General features: G+C 63.5%; 19 protein-coding genes. 6 read left to right on the top strand and 13 right to left on the bottom strand.

Annotated features, from left to right (window positions below):
• Positions 1 to 182 (top strand): integrase core domain-containing protein (locus tag V6N07_RS16960; RefSeq protein ID WP_371157956.1); only part of this gene is annotated, 182 nt, incomplete at its 5' end.
• 147 nt (positions 183 to 329) lie between these two features.
• Here the strand turns inward: V6N07_RS16960 and V6N07_RS16955 are convergent.
• From V6N07_RS16955 to mutM, 9 genes are all read right to left on the bottom strand, one after another.
• Entirely contained in the window at positions 330 to 1,742 is a 1,413-nt protein-coding gene (locus V6N07_RS16955) for a DUF4041 domain-containing protein (RefSeq protein ID WP_371157954.1), read from the bottom strand.
• A gap of 330 nt (positions 1,743 to 2,072) precedes the next feature.
• A complete protein-coding gene (gyrB, locus tag V6N07_RS16950) occupies positions 2,073 to 4,487 on the bottom strand; it encodes a DNA topoisomerase (ATP-hydrolyzing) subunit B (RefSeq protein WP_371157952.1) in 2,415 nt (804 codons plus the stop codon).
• A gap of 73 nt (positions 4,488 to 4,560) precedes the next feature.
• Positions 4,561 to 5,673, bottom strand: coding sequence for a DNA replication/repair protein RecF (gene recF, locus V6N07_RS16945; protein ID WP_371157951.1), 1,113 nt, complete (start codon positions 5,671 to 5,673; stop codon positions 4,561 to 4,563).
• Between the two features lie 13 nt (positions 5,674 to 5,686).
• Entirely contained in the window at positions 5,687 to 6,805 is a 1,119-nt protein-coding gene (gene dnaN, locus V6N07_RS16940) for a DNA polymerase III subunit beta (protein ID WP_371157949.1), read from the bottom strand.
• Positions 6,806 to 6,871: 66 nt separating this feature from the next.
• Positions 6,872 to 8,182, bottom strand: coding sequence for a chromosomal replication initiator protein DnaA (gene dnaA, locus V6N07_RS16935; protein ID WP_371157948.1), 1,311 nt, complete (start codon positions 8,180 to 8,182; stop codon positions 6,872 to 6,874).
• 34 nt (positions 8,183 to 8,216) lie between these two features.
• Positions 8,217 to 8,663, bottom strand: coding sequence for a rhodanese-like domain-containing protein (locus V6N07_RS16930; RefSeq protein WP_371157946.1), 447 nt, complete (start codon positions 8,661 to 8,663; stop codon positions 8,217 to 8,219).
• A gap of 217 nt (positions 8,664 to 8,880) precedes the next feature.
• Positions 8,881 to 9,147 (bottom strand): 30S ribosomal protein S20, encoded by a 267-nt coding sequence (rpsT, locus tag V6N07_RS16925; RefSeq protein ID WP_371157945.1) that lies wholly within the window; start codon positions 9,145 to 9,147, stop codon positions 8,881 to 8,883.
• 257 nt (positions 9,148 to 9,404) lie between these two features.
• Entirely contained in the window at positions 9,405 to 10,181 is a 777-nt protein-coding gene (locus V6N07_RS16920; protein ID WP_371157944.1) for an enoyl-CoA hydratase, read from the bottom strand.
• Between the two features lie 114 nt (positions 10,182 to 10,295).
• Positions 10,296 to 11,144: a bifunctional DNA-formamidopyrimidine glycosylase/DNA-(apurinic or apyrimidinic site) lyase gene (mutM, locus tag V6N07_RS16915; RefSeq protein WP_371157943.1), complete on the bottom strand. Its 849-nt coding sequence runs from the start codon at positions 11,142 to 11,144 to the stop codon at positions 10,296 to 10,298.
• Between the two features lie 69 nt (positions 11,145 to 11,213).
• Here mutM and ubiE point away from each other — a divergent pair, with 69 nt between their 5' ends.
• Both ubiE and ubiB read left to right on the top strand, forming a co-directional pair.
• Positions 11,214 to 11,966: a bifunctional demethylmenaquinone methyltransferase/2-methoxy-6-polyprenyl-1,4-benzoquinol methylase UbiE gene (gene ubiE / locus V6N07_RS16910; RefSeq protein WP_371157942.1), complete on the top strand. Its 753-nt coding sequence runs from the start codon at positions 11,214 to 11,216 to the stop codon at positions 11,964 to 11,966.
• 10 nt (positions 11,967 to 11,976) lie between these two features.
• Positions 11,977 to 13,509, top strand: coding sequence for a 2-polyprenylphenol 6-hydroxylase (gene ubiB, locus V6N07_RS16905; RefSeq protein WP_371157940.1), 1,533 nt, complete (start codon positions 11,977 to 11,979; stop codon positions 13,507 to 13,509).
• Between the two features lie 86 nt (positions 13,510 to 13,595).
• On the opposite strand, the gene V6N07_RS16900 is transcribed toward ubiB, so the two are convergent.
• Positions 13,596 to 14,255, bottom strand: a complete 660-nt coding sequence (locus V6N07_RS16900; protein ID WP_371157938.1) for a flagellar hook capping FlgD N-terminal domain-containing protein — start codon at positions 14,253 to 14,255, stop codon at positions 13,596 to 13,598.
• Positions 14,256 to 14,267: 12 nt separating this feature from the next.
• Positions 14,268 to 15,866 carry a flagellar hook-length control protein FliK gene (locus V6N07_RS16895; protein ID WP_371157936.1) on the bottom strand — a complete coding sequence of 533 codons (1,599 nt, stop codon included), beginning with the start codon at positions 15,864 to 15,866 and terminating at the stop codon, positions 14,268 to 14,270.
• Between the two features lie 1,187 nt (positions 15,867 to 17,053).
• On the opposite strand from V6N07_RS16895, the gene V6N07_RS16890 reads away from it, so the two are divergent.
• Complete coding sequence (locus tag V6N07_RS16890; protein WP_371157934.1) at positions 17,054 to 17,332, top strand: rod-binding protein; 279 nt, start codon at positions 17,054 to 17,056, stop codon at positions 17,330 to 17,332.
• A gap of 19 nt (positions 17,333 to 17,351) precedes the next feature.
• Here the strand turns inward: V6N07_RS16890 and V6N07_RS16885 are convergent, their stop codons facing one another.
• Entirely contained in the window at positions 17,352 to 17,936 is a 585-nt protein-coding gene (locus V6N07_RS16885; protein ID WP_371157932.1) for a lytic transglycosylase, read from the bottom strand.
• Between the two features lie 71 nt (positions 17,937 to 18,007).
• Positions 18,008 to 18,889 (bottom strand): AEC family transporter, encoded by an 882-nt coding sequence (locus V6N07_RS16880; protein WP_371157930.1) that lies wholly within the window; start codon positions 18,887 to 18,889, stop codon positions 18,008 to 18,010.
• A gap of 85 nt (positions 18,890 to 18,974) precedes the next feature.
• Here V6N07_RS16880 and hspQ point away from each other — a divergent pair, with 85 nt between their 5' ends.
• Positions 18,975 to 19,301 (top strand): heat shock protein HspQ, encoded by a 327-nt coding sequence (hspQ, locus tag V6N07_RS16875; protein WP_371157928.1) that lies wholly within the window; start codon positions 18,975 to 18,977, stop codon positions 19,299 to 19,301.
• Positions 19,302 to 19,408: 107 nt separating this feature from the next.
• On the top strand, positions 19,409 to 21,487 hold the full coding sequence (locus V6N07_RS16870; protein WP_371157926.1) for an ATP-binding protein: 2,079 nt from the start codon (positions 19,409 to 19,411) through the stop codon (positions 21,485 to 21,487).
• Positions 21,488 to 21,490 lie beyond the last annotated feature (3 nt).

Here is a 21,490-nt window from a genome sequence, read left to right as displayed (position 1 = left end):
TGTGGCGATCCCTGAAGCAGGAAGCGATCTATCTCGAAGAGATCAATGACGGCTTACAGGCCCGGCGTGTCATCAAGAACTGGATGGCATTCTACAACGCAGAGCGGCCCCATTCCGCGCTTGGTCGGCAAACGCCTGACGACGCATATTGGGCGGGCTTGGAAGAGCAGAAAGCAGCATGAAACCTAAACCCGATACACTTTAGAAACGCTGCAAGCCTGTCCGAAAACATGGGACCACTTCACCCGCCCCGATTACCTGACCGCTACTAACTTGCACCCACCTCAGCGAAGATGCGTCCTTGACAATAGACTTGGCCGAATGATCCGTTAAATTGCCTCCGGTAGCGCCTCCTCCGCCGCCTGCCTCCACAACTCAGCCTGCTCCCTACGATGTGCCAAGGTTTCGTGCCACTCTTGTGCCTCGCGATCTTTGAAGAAGTTGGCGTCCGGAGCCAAGCGCTTCACAGCATCCTCCACCTCCTCCAAGCCGACGCGAAAGAACTCCTTGCGCAAATTTGAAGCGTTGATCCGGCGGTCGGCAAATTCCCGGTGCAGGGCGTTCTCGAGAGCCGGTGCCTCTTCGGAATAAATCATTGCGTGCGTATCGAACCCGAACGGCACGCTCGCGTCGCCCAACTCCTTCACGCGATCGTCCGGATCAAGGCGTCGGGTCAGGCCGATCTTGACGACCTCTTCGCCGAAGCTGCCGATGTTCGAGATGATGTAGACGTAACCAGACTTCGTCATCTCGGCCATCGCTTTCGCGCGCTCTGTCTTTGCGTGGGCCTCCGCCAAGGCTGCCTGAAGGTCTGCGATACGGCTTTCGTCGACACCAGCCTCTTGGCGGGCCTTGTCGAGCATGTCCTGATATTTCTGCTCCTCCTTCTCGGCGGCCTTTGCCTCGGCGAGCAGCTTCTTTTCTTCGCGCTCCATTCGGGCGCGCTCGGCCCGCTCATCCTTCTCGATTTTGAGCTGCTCCAGATACTCGTGGGTGAGGTGTAGCTCGTTCAGCTTGAGCGAGACGTATCGCTCGTTAATTGAAAGGTTCGTGGAGGCATTGGCCGAGTTAATCTGCTTCGCGGCGTTCAGGATCCTCTTCTCCATGGCGACCACGTTGTTCCAACGCGTGTTCGCGATCGCCGCCTCGCATTCGTTATTAAAGGCGCGCATGGTCAGTCGCATCTGGCGGTTGATCATGGTCTGCCCCTTGGAGAGGCTGCCACCGACGGTCCAATCCGTCGGGCAAATGGCGGCGGTCTTCTGCGACACCATTGCCTTCTGCTTCTCCCGTATCTGCTTGATCTGCTCCTTGAAGATCTCGCTATCCGCGAAATCGAAGTGAGGTTCATAGACACCGAGCTCTGCGAAGGCGAGGCGCTCGTCATAAACCGCAACCTGGTGCTCGAGCTTCGTCATGGTCTCGCGCTTGCTGGCGTAGCTGGATCGCAGGTCGACGATATTCTTGGCCAACTCGTCAGACTCAGCTTTCAACCGCCCGACCTCGGCCTCCATATCGATGATCGGTGAGTACTTCTGCTCGATCGCCTGCCGCTTCTCTTTTTCCTCCGCGAGGATCCGGTCGCGGTCTTCCGCAGCCCGGGTCCTCTCCTGATCGAGCTCACGACCGAGGCGCTTTGTCCGCCGTCGCGCGACCAAGAATAGAATGAAAAAAAGCGGGAAACCGATCAGGAATATCAGGACGGCGATCGGAAAAGCTATATTCGCGTCTAATTCTGGCATCACGCACCTCTTTCGCGAACTCGGAAATGAGGCACATAAAATTCAGTCGAATCAAGACCTGAGCCGCAGCTGAATCTCAAGTTCTTCCTGCGGAGAAGTATGCTTCGGTCTCGGTTGATGGGCAATGCACATCAACCGAGACCGAAGGGCAAAGCTCGCTCGTTTTGCAGACGATGTTCCACATGCCCAGCGCGAAGCGGCTCCAAAAACCGTCAAGGCCAAGACTTTACGTTAACCGGCGGAAATAAATAGGAAACACGGTCGCACCCCAACCTCAACATGCGAAAAGCCACGCGCGCGGCGAAAAACTACACGCGCGCCTACAATGCCCTAGACGTCGAGGTTCTCGACGCTCAGGGCATTGTCCTGGATGAACGCCCGACGGGGTTCGACGACATCGCCCATCAGCTTGGTGAACACGTCGTCGGCCTCGGCCACGTCCTCGACCTTGACCTGCAAGAGGGTACGCGCCTCGGGGTCGAGGGTCGTTTCCCAAAGCTGTCCGGGGTTCATTTCGCCCAGACCCTTGTAGCGCTGCAGGCTTAGGCCTTTTTCTCCTTCGGCGAGAACGGCTTCGAGCAGGTCGATGGGGCCGTGAACGGTGTTTTCGCGGTCCTTGCGGGTCAGGCGGGCAGGGTCGGTATAGACGCTGCGGGTATCCGCGCTGACCTGTGCCAGCTTGCGCGCCTCACCGGACCGCAGCACGGCACCGTCCAGCGTGCGCACTTCCTCCACCCCGCGCAGAACGCGGGCGAGGCGGATGCCGTGATCCTGCGTGATGCGCCCGGTCCAGCCGCGTTCGTATTCGGCGGCAACCTGATCCAGACGCGCGGCAACGGCATCGGCGACGCCCTGCAGATCGGCATCGGCCTGACCCGCCTCGAACGCACCGGCCAGCGCGGCCTGTTCCAGGATGTGACGCGGGTAATGCGTCGGGAACGCCTCGAGGATGCGGCGGAACGACCGCGCCGCCTGCACCACCCGGTCAAGGTCGCGGCCCGCGATCTCCTCGCCCGAAGGCAGGCGCAGGACCGCGCCGTCGGTCCCCATCTGCACGAGGTAGTCCTCCAGCGCGGTCTGATCCTTGAGATAGACCTCGGATTTGCCGCGCGCGACTTTGAACAGCGGCGGCTGCGCAATGTAGAGATGCCCGTTCTCGATGATCTCGGGCATCTGGCGATAGAAGAACGTCAGCAGCAGGGTGCGGATGTGCGCCCCGTCGACGTCGGCATCCGTCATGATGATGATCTTGTGATAGCGCAGCTTGTCGACGTTGAACTCATCCCGCCCAATTCCGGTGCCCATGGCGGTGATCAGTGTCCCGATCTCCTGCGACCCCAGCATCCGGTCAAAGCGTGCGCGTTCGACGTTCAGGATCTTGCCGCGCAGGGGCAGGACCGCCTGATTGTTGCGGCTGCGACCCTGTTTGGCCGACCCCCCGGCGCTGTCGCCCTCGACAAGGAACAGTTCCGACTTGGACGGGTCCTTTTCCTGACAATCGGCCAGCTTGCCGGGCAGGGAGGCGACGTCCATCGCCGTCTTGCGGCGCGTCAATTCGCGGGCCTTGCGCGCGGCTTCACGGGCGAGGGCCGCTTCGATGATCTTGCCGACGACCTGGCGGGCGATCTGGGGGTTCTCCTCGAACCATTCCTGCAGCTTTTCATTCACGAGGTTCTCGACCGCGGGCCGCACCTCGGAGGAGACCAGCTTGTCCTTGGTCTGGCTGGAGAACTTCGGATCCGGCACCTTGACCGACAGGACACAGGTCAGACCCTCGCGCGCATCGTCACCGGTAAAGGAGACCTTTTCCTTCTTCGCGATCCCCGAGGATTGCGCATAGAGGTTGATCGTCCGGGTCAGCGCTCCGCGCAGACCGGCCATATGGGTGCCGCCGTCGCGCTGGGGAATGTTGTTGGTGAAGGGCAGGACGTTCTCGTGATAGCTGTCGTTCCACCACATCGCGACCTCGACACCGATCCCGTCACGCTCACCTTCCATGTAGATGGGCGCATCCATGACGGCGGTCTTGGAGCGGTCGATGTACTTTACGAATTCGCGCACGCCGCCTTCATAGAACAGCTCCGTGCGCAGGGCTTCGGCGGGACGCTCGTCCTCGACCACGATCTTCACGCCGGAGTTCAGGAACGCCAGCTCCCGCAGGCGGTTTTCCAGCGTCTTGAACACGTAATCCCGGCTTGAAAACGTGTCGAGCGAGGCCATGAACCGCACTTCGGTGCCTGTTTCGGTCGTGTCGCCCACGACCTTCAGATGCTCGACCGTGTCGCCATGTTCGAACCGGGCAACGTGTTCCTTGCCGTCGCGCCAGATGCGCAGTTCCAGCCAGTCGGACAGGGCGTTGACGACCGATACGCCGACACCATGCAGACCACCTGACACCTTGTAGGAATTCTGGTCGAATTTCCCGCCTGCGTGCAGCTGGGTCATGATGACCTCGGCGGCAGAGACCCCCTCTTCCTCGTGGATGCCCACGGGAATACCGCGCCCGTTGTCCTTGACCGATACCGAGGAATCCGCGTGAATCTTGACGCTCACCTCGGTGGCATGACCGGCCAGCGCCTCGTCGATGCCGTTGTCCACGACCTCGTAGACCATGTGGTGCAGGCCCGACCCGTCGTCGGTGTCGCCAATATACATGCCCGGACGCTTGCGAACAGCTTCCAAGCCTTTGAGAACCTTGATGGAATCGGCGCCATATTCAGCGGACATCGGGGCTTGCTCGGCCATGTGGTTTTCATCCCTCTTCGTTGCCCCAGATATACGCGCCGGGGCGGGGATTGTCACGTAGGCGACACCATATTTAGTGGCTCTGGCCTGCGTCCGCAGGGGCGGCTTCGACCCGGCTTTCTCCGCCTGTTTCCGTGACGCGCAGATGTTGCGCCGATCCGCCGAGTTCGGCGAACAATTCCGGGCCCGTGCCCGTCAAAAACGCCTGCGCGCCAATGCGGCCGACTTCCTCATAAAGGGCCGCGCGGCGCCCCGCATCCAGATGCGCGGCCACCTCGTCCAGCAGCAGGATGGGGGCCGCCCCCGTCTCGTCGCGGATGGCCCGCGCGTTCGCCAGGATCAGCGAAATCAGCAGGGCCTTTTGCTCTCCGGTGGAACACAGGCGCGCTTCGATGTCCTTGGCGGCATAGGTGCCCAGCAGGTCCGTCCGGTGCGGCCCGACGAGGCTGCGCCCCGCGGCCATGTCGCGCGCGCGGCTGCCTTGCAACGCCGCCGCCAGATCGGATGCAGAGGCGGGCGCCTCCGCATCCGAAAGGGTCAGTTGCGCGGCGGGGAAGGGGCCGTCGACATCCTGCGCGGAGGTCAGGCGTGACAGGGCATCCTGCCGCCGCGCGATGATGCCCGCACCCGCCTCGGCCATCTGCGCCTCCAGCGCATCATACCAGCGGGCGTCGCGGATACCGTCCCGCAACAGGCGGTTGCGGTCGCGCATCGCCTTTTCGTAGCGCAGCACGCCCTCGCCATGATCGGGCGCAAGGCTCAGCGTCATGCGGTCCAGGAATCGGCGCCGTCCCTCCGCCCCCTCCAGCCACAGACGGTCCATCGACGGGACCAGCCACAGCACCCGCAACAGCCGCGCCAAAGCCACCTGCGGCGCGGCCTTGTCGTCTATGGTGGTCGTGCGCCCGGCGCCCGGTTCGGCGCGCAGGGTGATTTCGTGATGCGGGGTCAGAGTGGCGGCGATGCGCCAGCCGATCGCCTCGGGGCGGCGAATGATCTCCTCGGCCGCCGCGCGGCGCATCCCCCGACCGGGCGACAGAAGGGAGACGGCCTCGAGCAGGTTCGTCTTGCCCGCCCCATTCGGCCCATGGATCGCGACGATCCCGCCGGCGAAACTCAGCCGGGTGCGCCGATGCGACCGGAAGTGCGACAGCGACAGGGCAGAGACATGGGGCGTATCGGTCAAGCGCGCGGCGGCGTCAGACCCGCATCGGCATGACGACATAGATCGCGCTGGTGTCGTCGCCTTCGCGCATCAGGGTCGGGTCGCCCGCGTTGTTGAACAGGAACACGGCGTTCTCGCGGTCCACCTGACCTGCGATTTCCTGCAGGTACTTGGCGTTGAAGCCAATCTCCAGACGCTCATCTCCGTATGCCACGGCCAGTTCTTCCTCGGCATTGCCCGAATCCGGCGCGTTCACCGACAGGGTCAGGCGGTCCTCGTCGAGGCTCAGCTTCACGGCGCGAGACCGCTCCGACGACACTGTGGCGACCCGGTCCACGGCTTTCGCGAACTCGGCTGCGTCCACGACCAGCTTGCGCGTGTTCCCAGCCGGGATGACCCTTGCGTAATCGGGGAAGGTGCCGTCGATCACCTTGGACGTCAGCGTGATATCGGGGGTCGCGAAACGGATCTTCGTCTCGGACACGGACACGGCGATGACGGCATCGTCATCGTCCAGCAATTTGCGCAGCTCACCCACCGTCTTGCGGGGAACGATCACGCCGGGCATGTCCTCCAACCCTTCGGGCAGGGGAGCGTCGACGCGGGCCAGACGGTGCCCGTCGGTCGCCACGCAGCGCAGCACGCGGCCATCCTCGCCTTCGGCGACATGCATGTAGACACCGTTCAGGTAATACCGCGTCTCCTCGGTCGAGATTGCGAACCGGGTCTTGTCGAACAACCGGCGCAGCTCCGTCGCCTTGCACGAGAAATTGGCGTCGTAATCCGACGTCGCCATCACGGGGAAATCCTCACGCGCCAGCGTGGCCAGCTGAAACTGCGACCGGCCCGCGCGCACCTGAAGGCGGCCGGCGGCCTGATCTTCCTCGATCTGTACCAAGGCACCGTCGGGCAGCTTGCGCACGATTTCATGGAACAGAACGGCGTTCACCGTGGTGCCGCCCGCCCGCTCGACCTGGGCGTTCGTCTTGTCGATCACCTCGATGTCGAGGTCGGTCGCCTTGAAGGATACGTCCGATCCGTCGGCCATCATCAGCACGTTGGCCAGGATCGGAATGGTGTTCCGGCGTTCGACGACGGATTGCGCCTGGCTGACGGCCTTCAGAAGGGCCGCGCGCTCGATGGAGAATTTCATGGCTCAAACCTCAGGTGTGCGGGGCGGCAGAATACCCACCCGACCCGCAACTGCAATGGCAGGTGATCAGCTTTCCAGCTTGCGCTGCAGCAGCTCCGCATCTTCTGCGATCTGCGGCTCCGCGGCGATCAATTCCTCGATCTTGCGCACGGCATACAGAACCGTGGTGTGGTCCTTTCCGCCGAACTTGCGACCGATTTCGGGATAGCTGCGCGGGGTCAGCTTCTTGGACAGGTACATTGCCATCTGGCGCGGGCGTGCAACCGACCGCGACCGGCGGGCAGAGGTCATGTCGGACATGCGCAGGTTATAATGCTCGCATGTCTTCTTCATGATCTCGTCGATCGTCAGCTTGCGCTCGGACGCGCGAAGCAGGTCGGCCAGAACGTCCTGCGCCTGTTCCAGCGTGACTTCGCGCTTGATCAGGTCGGCATAGGCGAACAGGCGGGTCACCGCCCCTTCCAGCACGCGGATGGAGGTGCTGATGCGGCCGGCCAGGAATTCCAGCACGCCATCGGCGATGCGGAAATCGGGGTGGCGGTCCATGAACATCTCGACCCGGTGCTGCAACACGCCAAGGCGCAATTCGTAATCAGCGGGATGCAGGTCGACGACCAGTCCCGATTGCAGGCGCGAGGTGATCCGCTCCTCCAGGTCGCTGATCTGGGCGGGGCTGCGGTCGGCGGAAATGACGACCTGCTTGCCCTGATCGACCAGCGCGTTGAACGTGTGGAAGAATTCCTCCTGCGTCGATTCCTTGCCCGCGATGAACTGAACGTCATCGACCAGAAGGACATCGACAGTGCGGAACAGATGCTTGAAATCCATCGTGTTCTTTTCGCGCAAGGCCTGCACGAAGCGGTACATGAACTGCTCTGCGGACAGGAACATGACCCGGATCTCGGGCTGGTTCTCGGCCAGTTCCCAGGCGATCGCCTGCATCAGGTGCGTCTTGCCGAGGCCCACGCCACCATGGAGGAACAGCGGGTTGAAAGACACGCTGTCACCGGTCGCCACGCGCCGCGCGGCCGCGTGGGCCAGCTCGTTTGATTTGCCGACCACGAAGCTGTCGAAGGTGAACCGCTTGTCGAGCGCACTTTCCGACCGGACCTGCGCGCGGGGTGCTGCTGCCGGAGCGGGGGCTGCCGCGCAGATCAGACGGCTGACCGGCTGGCCCGCCGCACCGACATGGCGCAGAATCACTTCCGAGAAGTTCTGCATCACCCATTTGCCGATGAAATCCGTCGGCGAGGACAGGCGCAGCGTGTCCCCTTCCAGCGATGCGAACGTCAAAGGCTCTACCCAGGCCTTGAAGTTGTGTGCGCCGATGTCCTTGCTGATGCCACCCTTTGCGTCAGCCCAAATTTCCAAGCTCATTCTATCGGCCCTAACCGTTTTTTATTGTTGTCCATCAGGACTGGCGCCACGCCAGCCCACGGGCCTTCCATCCGTTCAGGCCCCCCCGCTTGCAGCCTTGGTCCAGATCACCTTCGAACCCTTCGGCGACGTTGATGCAGGGCACCGTAAGCCCCGCCTCCGCCAGCGCCGCCGCCACGGCCTCGGCCGCATGCAGGGACCGGACGCCCGAGCGACACAGGAAGAGGAAGGCGGATGGCAGTTCACCGACCTCGTCCAGCAGCGCCCCGACGAATGCCGGGTTCGGGGTCATGCCCGGCCAGGACTTCCATTCGATCTGAATGGTGTCCCGGCCAAGTTCGGACAGATCCGGGCCACCGACGAATCCCCATTCGGCTTTGGTCCGGACGTCCACCAGAACCGCTGCGGTGTTGGCAGACAAAATATTCCACGCGTCCCGAGGTCCTACCTCGGAGACATGCGGCACCGCATCGGTTCCCATGATCATCCCCTTGTATGCGATCTGACTCGCTACGCAGCCATGGATAGCTGTCAGGCGCGGGGGGCGGCAACGACTCTTCTGACTTGACTCGGGAGGGGGGTGCAAAGAATCCCCACTTCGCATGCAGGTCCCTGTAAAACATGAAAAAGGGCCCAACCTTTCGGTCGGGCCCCTAAAATCTTGACTGTGTTTTCGTCGTTCGGGGAACGCTTCAGAATCAGGCGCCGAGCGACTTCACGCGGCTGGAAAGGCGCGACATCTTGCGGGCCGCGGTGTTCTTGTGGAACACGCCCTTGGTGACGCCACGCATCAGTTCGGGCTGGGCTTCCTTGAGGGCGGCGGCAGCGGCCGTCTGATCACCGGAGGCGATCGCTTCCTCGACCTTGCGCAGGTAGGTGCGGATGCGCGAACGGCGCGCCTTGTTGACGGCGAAACGACGCTCGTTCTGACGGGCGCGCTTTTTGGCTTGGGGCGTATTTGCCATGTGATTGGTCCTTCCGGGGACATGTCGATATCTGTTTCGCGTGAGAAACACCGACCCGGGGCGACGGTTCTACCGTCGCGGATCCAATCCGGCCAAGGCGGGCCTCACACGCATGATGCGGCGCGCTTAAACCATGTCGTTCCGGAAGGGAAGACTTGGCGTGACCTTCGGGCGATTCCGCTCGAAGGTCTTAAGCGGCCCCTAGCCTGCGGCCGGGGCCGAAGCCGCCCCGCCGCGGGCATGGCCGGGGCCTTCGGCTACTTGTCGCGGAACTGTGGTTCGCGCTTTTCGACGAAGGCGGTCATGCCCTCGGACCGGTCTTCGGTGGCGAACATCGCGTTGAACATCCGTCGTTCGAACAGCAGACCGTCCGTCAGGCCCAGTTCCTGGCTCTGGTTCACGGCTTCCTTGACGGCCGTGGCCGTTACCATGGATTTCTCGGCAATCTTGCCGGCTGCTGACATCGCTTCGTCCATCAGCTTCTTGGCAGGCACCACGCGGGACACGAGGCCCGAACGCTCTGCTTCCTCGGCGTCCATGAACCGGCCCGTCAGGTGCATGTCCATCGACTTGGCCTTGCCCACCGCGCGGGTCAGCCGCTGGGTGCCGCCGATCCCGGCGACCACGCCAAGGTTGATTTCCGGTTGGCCGAACTTGGCCGTGTCCGCGGCGATGATGAAGTCGCACATCATGGCCAGCTCGCAACCACCGCCCAGGGCATAGCCCGCGACAGCGGCGATGATCGGTTTGCGCACCTTGAGGATTGCATCCGTTTCCGGCCCGAAAAGATCGCCCATGAACACATCGACGAAGCTTTTCTCGTTCATCTCGCGGATGTCGGCACCGGCGGCGAATGCCTTTTCCGATCCGGTCAACACGATGCAGCGCACCTTGTCGTTGCCCTGCGCCGAGGTCAGCGCCTTGGCCAGTTCACCCAGCAGTTTGCTGTTCAACGCGTTCAGCGCATCGGGACGGTTCAGCTTGATGACCGCGACGTGGTTCGTCACTTCAACGTTCAGAGTTTCATATCCCATGACACTGCTCCGCAAAATAGGTCAGGCTTGTTTGCCTGCCTGCAAACGCGCATCTGTTCAACCCGCCACCTTTCGTCACCTCATCACGGCAGGACAGCTGTGGGCCGGATGCCGCTACTTCTGGCAGGTGACGCAATGGAAACTGGACCGACCGGATTGCACCGTTCTGCGAATCGTACCGGTGCAGCCGTCGGTCGGGCAAGGCGCGCCTTCGCGGTCGTAGACGCGGAATCCGTGCTGGAAATAGCCAAGCGTGCCGTCGGCCTGCCGGTGATCGCGCAGGCTGCTGCCGCCTGCGGCAATCGCCTCCTGCAGGACATCGCGGATGATCGGCACGAGGCGGCGCACCCTTGGCGCGGCAATGCGGCCCGCACGCCGCAGGGGGCTGATACCGGCGCGATGCAGGGCTTCGCAGACGTAGATGTTCCCGAGCCCGGCCACGATTCGCTGATCCAGCAGGGCGGATTTCACCGGCGTGTTCCGCCCTGCAAACGCGCGAATCAGATGATCCTCGTCGAAGGCGTTGCCCAGTGGCTCCGGCCCCATGCGCGCAAAATGACGGCTTTGTCCCAGGTCCGCCGTCGCCACCAGATCCATGAAGCCGAAGCGGCGCGCATCGTTGAATGTCACCCGATGCGTCGGCGTGTGAAAGACGACATGATCATGCTGCGGCAACCATGCGGGATCACGGTGAAAGGCGCCCAGCCGGGTATCGTCGACCACCATCCGACCCGACATGCCCAGATGCACGATCAGCGTTTCGTTCGTGTCCAGATCCAGCAACAGGTATTTCGACCGCCGGCCAAGCCGCCGGATGGTCGCGCCGGTCAGACGGGCCCCCATGTCTTCGGGGAAGGGCCATCGCAGGTCGGGGCGGTTGACGTCCACACGACGGAGACGCGCGCCTTCCAGCGCAGGGGTCAACCCGCGACGAACCGTCTCGACTTCTGGCAGTTCCGGCATCGGCCCTCGCGTTGCAGCGGCGCGCGCGCGCCCTATAAGTCTGTTGCGACACATGAGGACAGCGGGCACATGACGCAAGAGACCGGACGGACAACTCATTTCGGATATCAGGATATCCCGGAGGAGGAGAAGGCAGGCCGTGTCCATGGCGTGTTCTCTTCGGTGGCGTCGAAATACGACGTGATGAACGACGCCATGTCGATGGGCATCCACCGCGTCTGGAAGGATGCGATGATGGACTGGCTGGCCCCGCGCCCGGGGCAGAAGCTGCTGGATGTCGCGGGCGGCACGGGCGACATCTCGTTCCGGTTCCTCGACCGCGCGCCGACCGCCCACGCCACCGTGTTCGACATGACGCAAGGCATGCTGGAGGCGGGGCGCACGCGCGCCGAGGCCGAGAACATGGCCGACCGCCTCGATTGGGTTGCCGGCGATGCGATGAAGCTGCCATTCGAGAGCGGCACCTTCGATGTCTACACCATCAGCTTCGGCATCCGGAACGTGACCCGCATCCACGAGGCGCTGTCCGAGGCCTACCGGGTGCTGCGCCCCGGTGGCCGCATCATGGTGCTGGAATTCTCGCAGCTTCCCAACCCGTTGATGCAGAAGGCCTATGACCTCTATTCCTTCAACGTCATTCCACGCATGGGCGAGATGATTGCCGGGGATCGGGACAGTTATCAGTATCTGGTCGAATCCATTCGCCAGTTCCCGGATCAGGACCGGTTCGCGGGCATGATGGTCGACGCAGGCTTCGGCAACGTGAAATACCGCAACCTGTCGTTCGGGATTGCCGCGCTCCATTCGGGCTGGAAGCTGTGAGGAGCCTGCCGTGAGGGGCCCCCACAACATCTGGCGTCTGATCCGCACCGCCGGCACCTTCGAGAGAACGGGTGCGATGGACGTGGTGCTGGATCAGCTCGACGCCCCGCGCGAATTGCGCATCGCGGCGCGTATCCTCGGCTGGCCATTCCGCTGGTTGGGCTACGAGGGTGATCCGAACCTGCCACCTGTGACGCGGGCCATCACGGCGCTGGGTCCGTCCTACGTCAAGCTGGGACAGATCCTGTCGACACGACCCGACTTCGTTGGCGGGGATCTCGCGCTGCAACTGAGGGTCCTGCAGGACAAGTTGCCGCCGTTCCCGACCGATCAGGCACGCGCTATGATCGAACGGGATCTGGAGGTTCCCGTCGACGTCCTGTTTTCGGAGTTCTCCGAACCCGTTGCCGCCGCTTCGATCGCGCAGGTCCACATGGCACGGCTTGCGTCCGACAATCGCAAGGTGGCGGTCAAGGTGCTGCGCCCCGGTATCGCCAAGGCATTCCAGAAGGATATCGACGCGTTCTATTTCGGCGCGCGCGTGATCGAGTTCCTGTCGCCAACGGCGCGCCGCCTGCGCCCGATGGACGTGATCCAGCATTTCGACATGACCGTCCAGCAGGAGCTGGACCTGAGGACGGAGGCCGCCGCCGCAGGCGAATTCAAGGCCAACACGGCACGCGATGACGGCTTCAACGTGCCGGGCGTGGAGTGGGGCCTGTCGGGTCGTGCCGTGATGACGCTGGATTGGGCCGAAGGATCGCAGATGGCGGATCTGGCCGCCATCGACGCCGCCGGCCATGATCGCGCCGCGCTTGCCGATCGGGTGTTGCAGATGTTCCTGCGCCATGCGCTGCGTGACGGGTATTTTCACGCCGACATGCATCAGGGAAACCTGAAGGTGGCGCCGAATGGCGATATTGTCGCCTTGGATTTCGGCATCATGGGGCGGCTGGATGAATATACCCGCCGCGTCTATGCCGAGATCCTGATGGGGTTCATCCGCAAGGATTATCGCCGCGTGGCGGAGGTGCATTTCGAGGCGGGGTATGTTCCGGCGGACCGCGATATCGACCAGTTCGCCCAAGCCTTGCGCGCCGTGGGAGAGCCGATCTTCGGCATGGATGCGTCCCGCATCTCGATGGGGCGTCTGCTGGCCTACCTCTTTGAGGTGACGGAAAGGTTCGGCATGGAAACCCGGACAGAATTGATCCTGCTGCAGCGTACCATGGTCGTGGTCGAAGGTGTCGCCCGCACCCTGAACCCGCACATGAACATCTGGCAGGCCGCCGGCCCCGAGGTCGAGCGGTATATCGCAGGAAACCTCGGGCCGCGCGCCGTCATCAAGGACTTGATGCGCACGGCTCAGGTTCTGGCGCGGTTCGGTCCCCATCTGCCGCAGGCGGTCGAGGATGCGTTGCGCGGCAAGGATCGCGCGGATCCGTCTCCGCGGCGGAATGCGCGCTGGGTCGGTCCGGCATGGTTCGTCGCCGGGATGGGGGCCACGCTGGCGGGTACGCTTCTGGCCGGCTGGCTCGGCTGATCGGACGCGGCACTTCTGTTGGCAACGCGGTGGTCACGCGTGAAGGCCATTCCCATCCGTTCGCGGGGTAGGGGGTGGGGCTTTCCTCAAACGCCCTGTCGCAGCGCATCGAGGTCCCCCACGCCCAGGGGGATGCCACCAGAAAGGATCAAGGTCGTGCCTTCGCCGCCAAGGGTCACTTCCTCCACCCGGCCATAGTGTCTTGCCGGCGTCATTCCGAGGTCTGCCGACCCGGCATATGCCGCGATCTGCACCTGATAGAGGCCGTCCGGCAGGACCTGTCCCGTCCCGTCCCCTCCGGCCCAGTCGAGGCCCGTCGTCGTGGGCGCAATCGGGCGGCGCATGACTTCGGTTCCGCTGGCGTCCGTGACGACCATCTCTGCCCGGTCGGCCACGGCCGGAATATCGAATTGCAGCGGTGTGGACGTTCCGTCCACGACGACGGGACCACTGTGGCGGACATCCATCCCGATCCACGCGGCAGCGACCGCCATGTCCTGACGACCCAGCGTGGCGGTCATCTCCGCCAAAAGCTCATTGGTGCGGACGGATTGTTCTACGTTGGAAAACTGCGCAAGCTGTGCGGCATATTCAGTCCCGTCCGCAGGTTCCAACGGGTCCTGATTCTCGATCTGGGCAGTCAGCAACTTGAGAAAGGTGTCGAGGTCCGAACTGAGCGATACGCGCGCCTGCGCCTCGGTGGAGGCGGCAGGCGTGATTGCTTGCGTGGTAGAAGCGATGTCCATCGGGCAGTCTCCTTAAAAGCGAATGTCGAGGCGGGTGCCGTCCGAAACCGGTCGAATCGGCGTCTCATCAGGTTTTTCGGCATCTGTTCCGTCACTTATCAGGCCATCGGGGCGGTATTCGCCCCGCGTCTCGTGCCCGGACGGTCCCCCGTCCGATGAGATGTCGACGCTGTTCAGGGTCACACCTTCGGATTGCAAGGAACGGTGGAACCCTTCGACATGGCGCCGGATCAGGTCCAGCGTTTCCGGACGTTCGGCGGTGATCTGAACATGCAGGCCCTTGTCCCCACTTTGCAGGACCATCTTCAGGCGGCCCAGTTCCGGCGGGGACAGTTCGATTTCGGTTTTGGCCTCACCCGGTGCGCTACGCTGACCCGCAACCTGTGCATCGTTGTTGGCGATTTGTCGCGCGAGCGATTGAATGCGATCCCGAAGCACAGCCTCCAGCTCCGGCACGGGCACGGGTGATGCCGATATTGGGGGCCTGATTATGTCGCGCGATCCGCTGTCTGAAACGGTTCCGACCGCTGCTTGTACAGTGGGCTCGCCCTCGCGGTGGGTCATGGGGACATCCGGCGTAGCGGCTGGAATGTCCGTCGCTCCACTCGCAATCGACCGGCTGTTGGCCGGTGAATGTCGTGATACATCAGGCGGCACGCCGACGATCGCAGATTGGGGAGACGGATGCGACGCGGCACTATCAGCAGCAGATCCCCCCGATGCGTTCCAAGATGATGCGGCATCTGCAAACACGGATCCCGGCATCGTCGATGGCCCTGATGGCGCAGCGCTCGCCTCTATCGGATTCGCCCGGACCTTCATGGTGGTCTGGCTGTCCAAAGGCGATTGTCGCGCGGATGGCGCCGTCGGCAAAGGATTCGGCGTCCTTATGGTCGGTGCGGCGACGTCCGGACTGCCTCCTGCGGAAGCATCGAAGACGCCTTCCGGTCGGGGACGGTCAACCGTTCCCGCAACGGGTGCCTGTTCGACCATGTCTGTTGCAGGGTTGGCGGCTGTCCTTGTGGCGGAGGTGTTGAACGCTTCCGCCTCGGGGGCGGCGTGTGCACTTTTCGGCTGTTCGATTGTGAGCAGAGATCGCGACGGTATGTGCATGGATGGCTGCACGCCTGGTGATAGCGGGTGACGACCGGTTTCCGCGTGCCCAACTTGCGCGGCCTTTGTGCCTGCAATGGCTGCCGCTTCGGTCAGGCCGGGGGCTGCCCACGTCGATGTAGGGGCCGAAGACGCAACTTTGTCGGCAACATTCTCGATGCCGCGAACTGACTGCCGAGCAGCCCCTGCCGAAGCATCGACGGACGCGGTCACGGTAGGGGCCGCGCGGTCTGACGTGACAAGACTGTCCTGCGGGCTTGATGCTGACGGACTCTGTCGACGAAATGGCGGTGTCGAAGGCGTGGACGAGGCGGCTGCCGCCCCCGCGTCGATCCGGCCTTCACTGCCGTCCATCGAGAAGGCCGTCTGAGCGGAAGCAACAGCACCCATCGCGTCATGCGATGGCAGAACCAAGGTCGCGGGCGGGGAATTCGATGCGCCTGTCACGGCTTGCATTGGGATCGGGGAAGGCGGTTCGACGGTGGTGTCGCCGGCCATCGCGTGGACGACCGGCGTACCCTGGCGCGAAGCATGTGTCAGGGGAATGGGCGAAGTGTCCCGCACCTGCAACGGAACGCTTGGCCCTGAAACGGGACGCAGTGTGTCGAGTGAATGCGGCAGCGCCGGGGGCGTTGTCGGGGCCAAAGGCGGTTCCGAGGGTTTCCCGGAATAGCTAGGCGTTGGTGGCATCGCGCCCCGCTGCTCGATCGGAGGCCGCAGCGCGGCCTTCTCGGAATCGGAAGTCCTGAGCATCGGGTGGGTTTGTCCCGCAAGGGGGGGGGAGTCCGGCAAGGTCGCGGCCGACAGCGATACTTGCTGCTTGGTTCCACGGTCCGGAAGGTCGTGATTGGGCCACAGGTGTTCGGCCTGTGTTGCACGAACGGCTTTGGGGTCTGTTGCCCCTTGCGTGTCACGGGGGCTGACGACGGTTGCCCTGAAGTCGTCACCTCGGGGGGCGGCGAATATCTGTCCGCCGCCCGCTTGCGGTGCGGAATCCGCATGCCGATCCCATTCGCGGGATCTGGTTGGGGGCGCAAGGTCATCGCGCGGCATCCGAACATGACCTGCTGACACATCCTGTGCATGCGGATGTACCGCATCGTCGCGAGACTCCGGCGACGCCGAGGGGGGGAGTAATGCGGCATGCGTGTTTTCCCCCAAACGCTCCGTCCGTTTGGCCGTTGCGATCGCGACACCTCCATCATGCTCAAACGTGCCGATTGCCTGATCATCGATAGCGGTGCCTACATCCGATGTTGTCAAAGGGGGGGGATGCGTATCCTCCGCATTCGCGGTCCCGTCAGTGGGGAGGGCAACGTCCTCGTCACCGCTGACAGGTTTCGCCGAGGGCGCTGGTTTCGAGGGAGGTTGTTTGCCTGCATCGGTCGCGGGGCCATTCGCGGACGCCCCCGGTGCGCGGCCACCGGATTCGCGCATTCCTTCTGGCCGCAAGCGGGACAGGGCATTTCGAAAATCCTGCGTGGCTTCATCCAGCCCCGGTTGTGCCGTTCTGCCGCCGGGTTGGTGGCCTGCGGTGGCCTGCCCTTCTGGCAGCATGGGTAGATTGAACATCCGGTTTCCCCGACAAGGCGTGTGAGGCACCACATACGCGTCGTCCCGTTACGAAACCCTTTACCCGGCCTGCGCTATTCCCGTTTTGACACCGACCTCAGGAGGCATGACCCATGAACATATCGCAGGCATCCGCATTCAAGCCCGTCGCGCCGCCGCCCGACGACACCCCGCGCGAGGCAGCGCTGCGAGAGCAGGCCACCAAGCTTGAGGGATTGATGTTCGCGCAGCTTCTGCAGGCCGCCGACACGGGGAAATCCTCGCCCCTCGGCGGTGCACCGTCGCAGTTCGACAGCTTTCTGCGCCAGACGCAGGCCGACGCCGTGGCCGGCAGCGGACAGACGGGCTTGGCCGAGGCGATCTACCGATCGATGCGGCGCACGCTGGGCTGATGTCAGGGTGCCGCGCCGATCAGCGGCAACTTGCCAGCTGCTGCTGGTACATTGCTGCGCGGGCCTCGATCTCACCGGAAATGCGCATCAACCATGGCTTCGCCAAGTATGTGCCGCGCCTGTAACCGGTGCGCCCATCGTGATAGGCAAGATATTGGTTGCGGGCATCGGACAGGGATATCCCCAGCGACCGGTTGGTGCCGGCCATGTACCAGCCCATGAAATCAGTCGCATCGCGGATGTTGTCACGCCGCGCGCGCCGCTTGTTCTGATCGGCGAGATATTCTTTCCAGGTTCCATCCAGCGCCTGCGAATAGCCGAACGCGCTGCTCTGCCGTCCGACGGGAATGACCCCGAGGGAATACCGCAGCGGGGTGCGGGCATCCGCGATGAACTTCGATTCCTGATAGATCGTCGCCATCTGGACGTGCACGGGCACGCCCCAATTGCGTTCTGCGGCGCGGAACGCGCGCAGGTATCCCGGCCTCTGATCGAGAATGGAACAGGCGTTGTCGAGGTTGCGCGGGGCGCTGCCGGAGCCGCTACCACTGCCGCCACAGGCGGCAAGAAGCAGCAGACAGGCGATCTGCAAGAGACGTTTCATTAAGACTGCTCGGCTGTTTTTTACCGTTATCCCATCACCGTAGCCCAGTCGCGACGATTCGGCCAATCACATCAGACGAAAGCGGCAAGGATGAGCGGCAGGGCCACAACCGACATGGCGGTCGAGACGACGACGAGGCCCGCAACCGGCGAAGCCTCCGCCCCGTAGCGTACGGCCAGAAGGTAGGAGGAGACCGCCACCGGTGTAGCCAGTTGCACCACGAGAACGCCCAGCGTCGTATCGTCCAGCCCGAAGTACAGACCGACTGCAAGGCCTAGGCCCGCGCAGATCACGATTTTTGCCACCGACAGAAGCGACATCCGCGCGATCCCGGTCGGCTGCATCCGCGCGACCGCAACGCCAAGCGTCAGCAGCATGAGCGGGATTCCCATCTGTCCGACCAGCCCGAGCGCATTCATCGCCACCTCCGGCACCGTCCACCCCTGCCACAGGACCAGCGCGCCCAGAAGGGTTGCGGCAACCATCGGTTCCCGCAGCGCGCGCAAGGGATTGCCGCCTCCCGCCACGGCCCAGACGCCGATGGTAAACTGCAGAATGGCGGTGACCGAAAAAACGACGACCGCATAGCCCAGCCCCGTCTCGCCAAAGGCGAACAAGGCCAGGGGCAGGCCGAGATTGCCGGTGTTTCCGAACACCAGTGGCGCCCAGAACGTTCGCAGGTCCAGGGACATGACCCGACACAATGCCCAGAAAACCAGGAACAGGGCCGCATAGGTCGACAACGTCGCAAGTGTCAGGCGCCCGGCGGCGCCTGCGTCGATATCGCCCTGCGCAAGGGCCACGAACACGAGGCATGGCACGGCGAGGTTCATCGCAAGCCGCGAGACGAAAGCCGTGTCGTAATCGTGGCCCAACTGGACCCACGCGAAGCCGATGCTTGCCAGCAGGAACACCGGTGCCACGATCGTGAGAACTGTAAAGGCGAGAGTCACAGTATGTTTCCGCCGATTCGAAAGTGCGCCGATTTACAAGACGTCTTTCGCCGGTCTAGGAACGGACAGGGGAAAGGGCAACGATATGCTCCAGCACGAAGCGAAATACGCACTCGGTGAAGTGGTCCGTCACAAGAAACATCCGTTCAGGGGTGTCATTTTCGATGTCGACCCGGAATTTTCGAACACCGAGGAATGGTATGATGCCATTCCCAAGGACGCCCGGCCCCGGCGGGACCAGCCATTCTATCATCTGCTCGCCGAGAACGAGGAAAGCTACTATGTGGCTTACGTTTCCGAGCAGAACCTGATGCTCGACAGTTCGGGCGACCCGGTGACACATCCGGATCTGGGCGATCTGTTCGGGGCATTCGACGGGCGGTCCTATCCGCTGCAGTTCGACCTGAACTGACCCTTTTCGGCACCGTTCTGCGGTGGCGTTAACCTGACCTTCACCTCGCTCTGCGACATCGGCCCTGCCCGGGAACCGGGCACGGATGCGCCGGGGTGATGGCAGACATGGACGGATCTCCGCCCGAAAATCTATACCATCAGGAACGGCGCAGACGGCTTGCGGCTGAACGTACGCTCGAACGCACACGTCATGAGCTGAGCCGCGCGCATTCCGCCCTCGTGGCAAATGCGGACCGTCTCTCGCTCCGCTATCTGTCGGAGCGGGAGACGAACCTGCGCCTGTCGGACCGACAAAAACAGGTGCTGGAGCAGCGCAAGGAAGCCGCCGACAAGGCCGATCGCGCCCGCCGCCGCCTCTGGCATGCGTTGGAGGCGATGCGCGACGGCTTTGCCCTGTTCGACAGCTCGGCACGTCTTGTCGCGGCGAATTCTGTCTACCTGTCGCTGTTCGATGCTGCGTCCGAGATCGGGCCGGGTGCCACGGCCGAGGAATTGTTCACCGTTGCGGCGGAGGAGGGGGCCTTTGCCATCGACGACGACGATCCCGATGCCTGGGTGGCCGCGCAGCTTGCCCGCTGGTCCGTTGACACGATCGCGCCGCAGGTTCTGCAGACATTCGACGGACGCGTCATCCGGTTTCAGGATCGCCGCGCCCCGGATGGCGATATCGTCAGCCTTGTCATCGACATTTCCGAGGATCGCGCGCGCGAGGATAGCCTTGCCGCCGCGCGCGATGCGGCCGAAGAGGTCGCGCAGGCAAAACAGGCGTTCCTTGCGCGGATGAGCCATGAGATGCGGACCCCGATGAATGGGGTGCTCGGGTTGGCCGAACTGCTGTGCGCGCAGGACATCGACGCCGAATCGCACAGCTATGCCAAGACCATCCGCGATTCCGCCGAGGCGCTGCTGTTGATCGTGAACGACACGCTGGATGTATCCCGGCTGGAGGCGGATCGCGTGACCTTCCGCCATGAGGCGTTCGATCTGGAGGCACTGCTCTGCGATTGCCTGCGTCTTGCGGCGGCGGGCAAGCTGGCCGAGGGGGTCGAAGTCGCGCTGGACTATCCCCTCGATGCGCCCGTCATGGTCGTGGGCGACCCGGGCCGTGTCCGGCAGATCGTGATGAACCTTGTCGGGAACGCCCTCAAGTTCACGGAGGCTGGCCATGTCGTCGTCCGCGCCCGCTTTGCCCACCTTGGCGCCGACGCTGCGGTGACCATCGATGTCGAGGATACGGGCCCCGGCATTCCATCCGATATGCGCACGGCCATTTTCGAGGCCTTTTCCCAAGTCGACGACGGGCGCGCCCAAAAGGAGGGTACGGGCCTCGGTCTCACGATCTCCAAGGGGCTGGCGGAACGGATGGGGGGCGATATCGCGGTCGTCGATACCGATGAGGTGGGCGCCTGTTTCCGGCTGACCATGCGGTTGGGGCTGGATCAGGAATGGCCCGGACCCGCCGCGATTGGCGGCATCGTCGCCATTCCGCCCGATTCCGGCATTCAGGGTGATGTCATGGCGGCGCGATTGCAGGCGGCAGGTATCTCGGTCACCCGTTCGCTGCGCGGGGCGCTTGTCCTTCTGCCGTCAGGCACACGGCCCCTGCCGGAGTTGCCGGCAGGGGTGCCTTATGTCGTCCTCGGCGCACGATCCGACGTGCCCGAGGCAATTTTTGCGGGCGCACGGGCCTGCCTGACGCTGCCGGTGACCGGATCGGACCTGCGCGCGGCGTTGCAGCCTGCGCCGGGCGATACCCTGCAGGCACCCGCGGCGCCGTTGCCGACGGATGCGGCCAAGGGCGCCCCCCGTATTCTGATCGCAGACGACAATGCGACGAACCGTTTTCTGCTCGAAAGGATGCTCGCGCAGGAAGCCTACGTCCTCGACGTGGCGAAGGACGGAGCCGAGGCGGTCGCGGCCTATCGCAGAACGCGACCGGACCTTGTCCTCATGGATATTTCAATGCCGGTGCTGGATGGATTCGAAGCGGCCGCCGCCATCGCGGCCCTTGAAGCGGAGCGTCGCGGCACGCCGGCACCGATCATCGCCCTGACGGCGCACACGGGCGAAGAAATCGGCGCGCGCCTGACCGAGGCCGGGTTCGCCGCGCATCAGACCAAACCGGTACGAAAGGATGATCTGCTTACGGCGATGGCCCTCGCCTTGGCACCGCGCACCGATTGACGG

This window comes from Jannaschia sp. 2305UL9-9 (assembly GCF_041403465.1).
Lineage (GTDB): Bacteria > Pseudomonadota > Alphaproteobacteria > Rhodobacterales > Rhodobacteraceae > Jannaschia.
This window is presented reverse-complemented; position numbering and strand designations above follow the sequence as displayed.

What these genes read in the sequence shown, in the direction of transcription:
- V6N07_RS16955 (WP_371157954.1), bottom strand. Translation starts at nt 1,742, where the DNA reads ATGCCAGAATTAGACGCGAATATAGCTTTTCCGATCGCCGTCCTGATA.
- gyrB (WP_371157952.1), bottom strand. Translation starts at nt 4,487, where the DNA reads ATGGCCGAGCAAGCCCCGATGTCCGCTGAATATGGCGCCGATTCCATC.
- dnaN (WP_371157949.1), bottom strand. Translation starts at nt 6,805, where the DNA reads ATGAAATTCTCCATCGAGCGCGCGGCCCTTCTGAAGGCCGTCAGCCAG.
- dnaA (WP_371157948.1), bottom strand. Translation starts at nt 8,182, where the DNA reads ATGAGCTTGGAAATTTGGGCTGACGCAAAGGGTGGCATCAGCAAGGAC.
- V6N07_RS16930 (WP_371157946.1), bottom strand. Translation starts at nt 8,663, where the DNA reads ATGGGAACCGATGCGGTGCCGCATGTCTCCGAGGTAGGACCTCGGGAC.
- rpsT (WP_371157945.1), bottom strand. Translation starts at nt 9,147, where the DNA reads ATGGCAAATACGCCCCAAGCCAAAAAGCGCGCCCGTCAGAACGAGCGT.
- V6N07_RS16920 (WP_371157944.1), bottom strand. Translation starts at nt 10,181, where the DNA reads ATGGGATATGAAACTCTGAACGTTGAAGTGACGAACCACGTCGCGGTC.
- mutM (WP_371157943.1), bottom strand. Translation starts at nt 11,144, where the DNA reads ATGCCGGAACTGCCAGAAGTCGAGACGGTTCGTCGCGGGTTGACCCCT.
- ubiE (WP_371157942.1), top strand. Translation starts at nt 11,214, where the DNA reads ATGACGCAAGAGACCGGACGGACAACTCATTTCGGATATCAGGATATC.
- V6N07_RS16900 (WP_371157938.1), bottom strand. Translation starts at nt 14,255, where the DNA reads ATGGACATCGCTTCTACCACGCAAGCAATCACGCCTGCCGCCTCCACC.
- V6N07_RS16895 (WP_371157936.1), bottom strand. Translation starts at nt 15,866, where the DNA reads ATGGCCGGCGACACCACCGTCGAACCGCCTTCCCCGATCCCAATGCAA.
- V6N07_RS16890 (WP_371157934.1), top strand. Translation starts at nt 17,054, where the DNA reads ATGAACATATCGCAGGCATCCGCATTCAAGCCCGTCGCGCCGCCGCCC.
- V6N07_RS16885 (WP_371157932.1), bottom strand. Translation starts at nt 17,936, where the DNA reads ATGAAACGTCTCTTGCAGATCGCCTGTCTGCTGCTTCTTGCCGCCTGT.
- hspQ (WP_371157928.1), top strand. Translation starts at nt 18,975, where the DNA reads ATGCTCCAGCACGAAGCGAAATACGCACTCGGTGAAGTGGTCCGTCAC.
- V6N07_RS16870 (WP_371157926.1), top strand. Translation starts at nt 19,409, where the DNA reads ATGGACGGATCTCCGCCCGAAAATCTATACCATCAGGAACGGCGCAGA.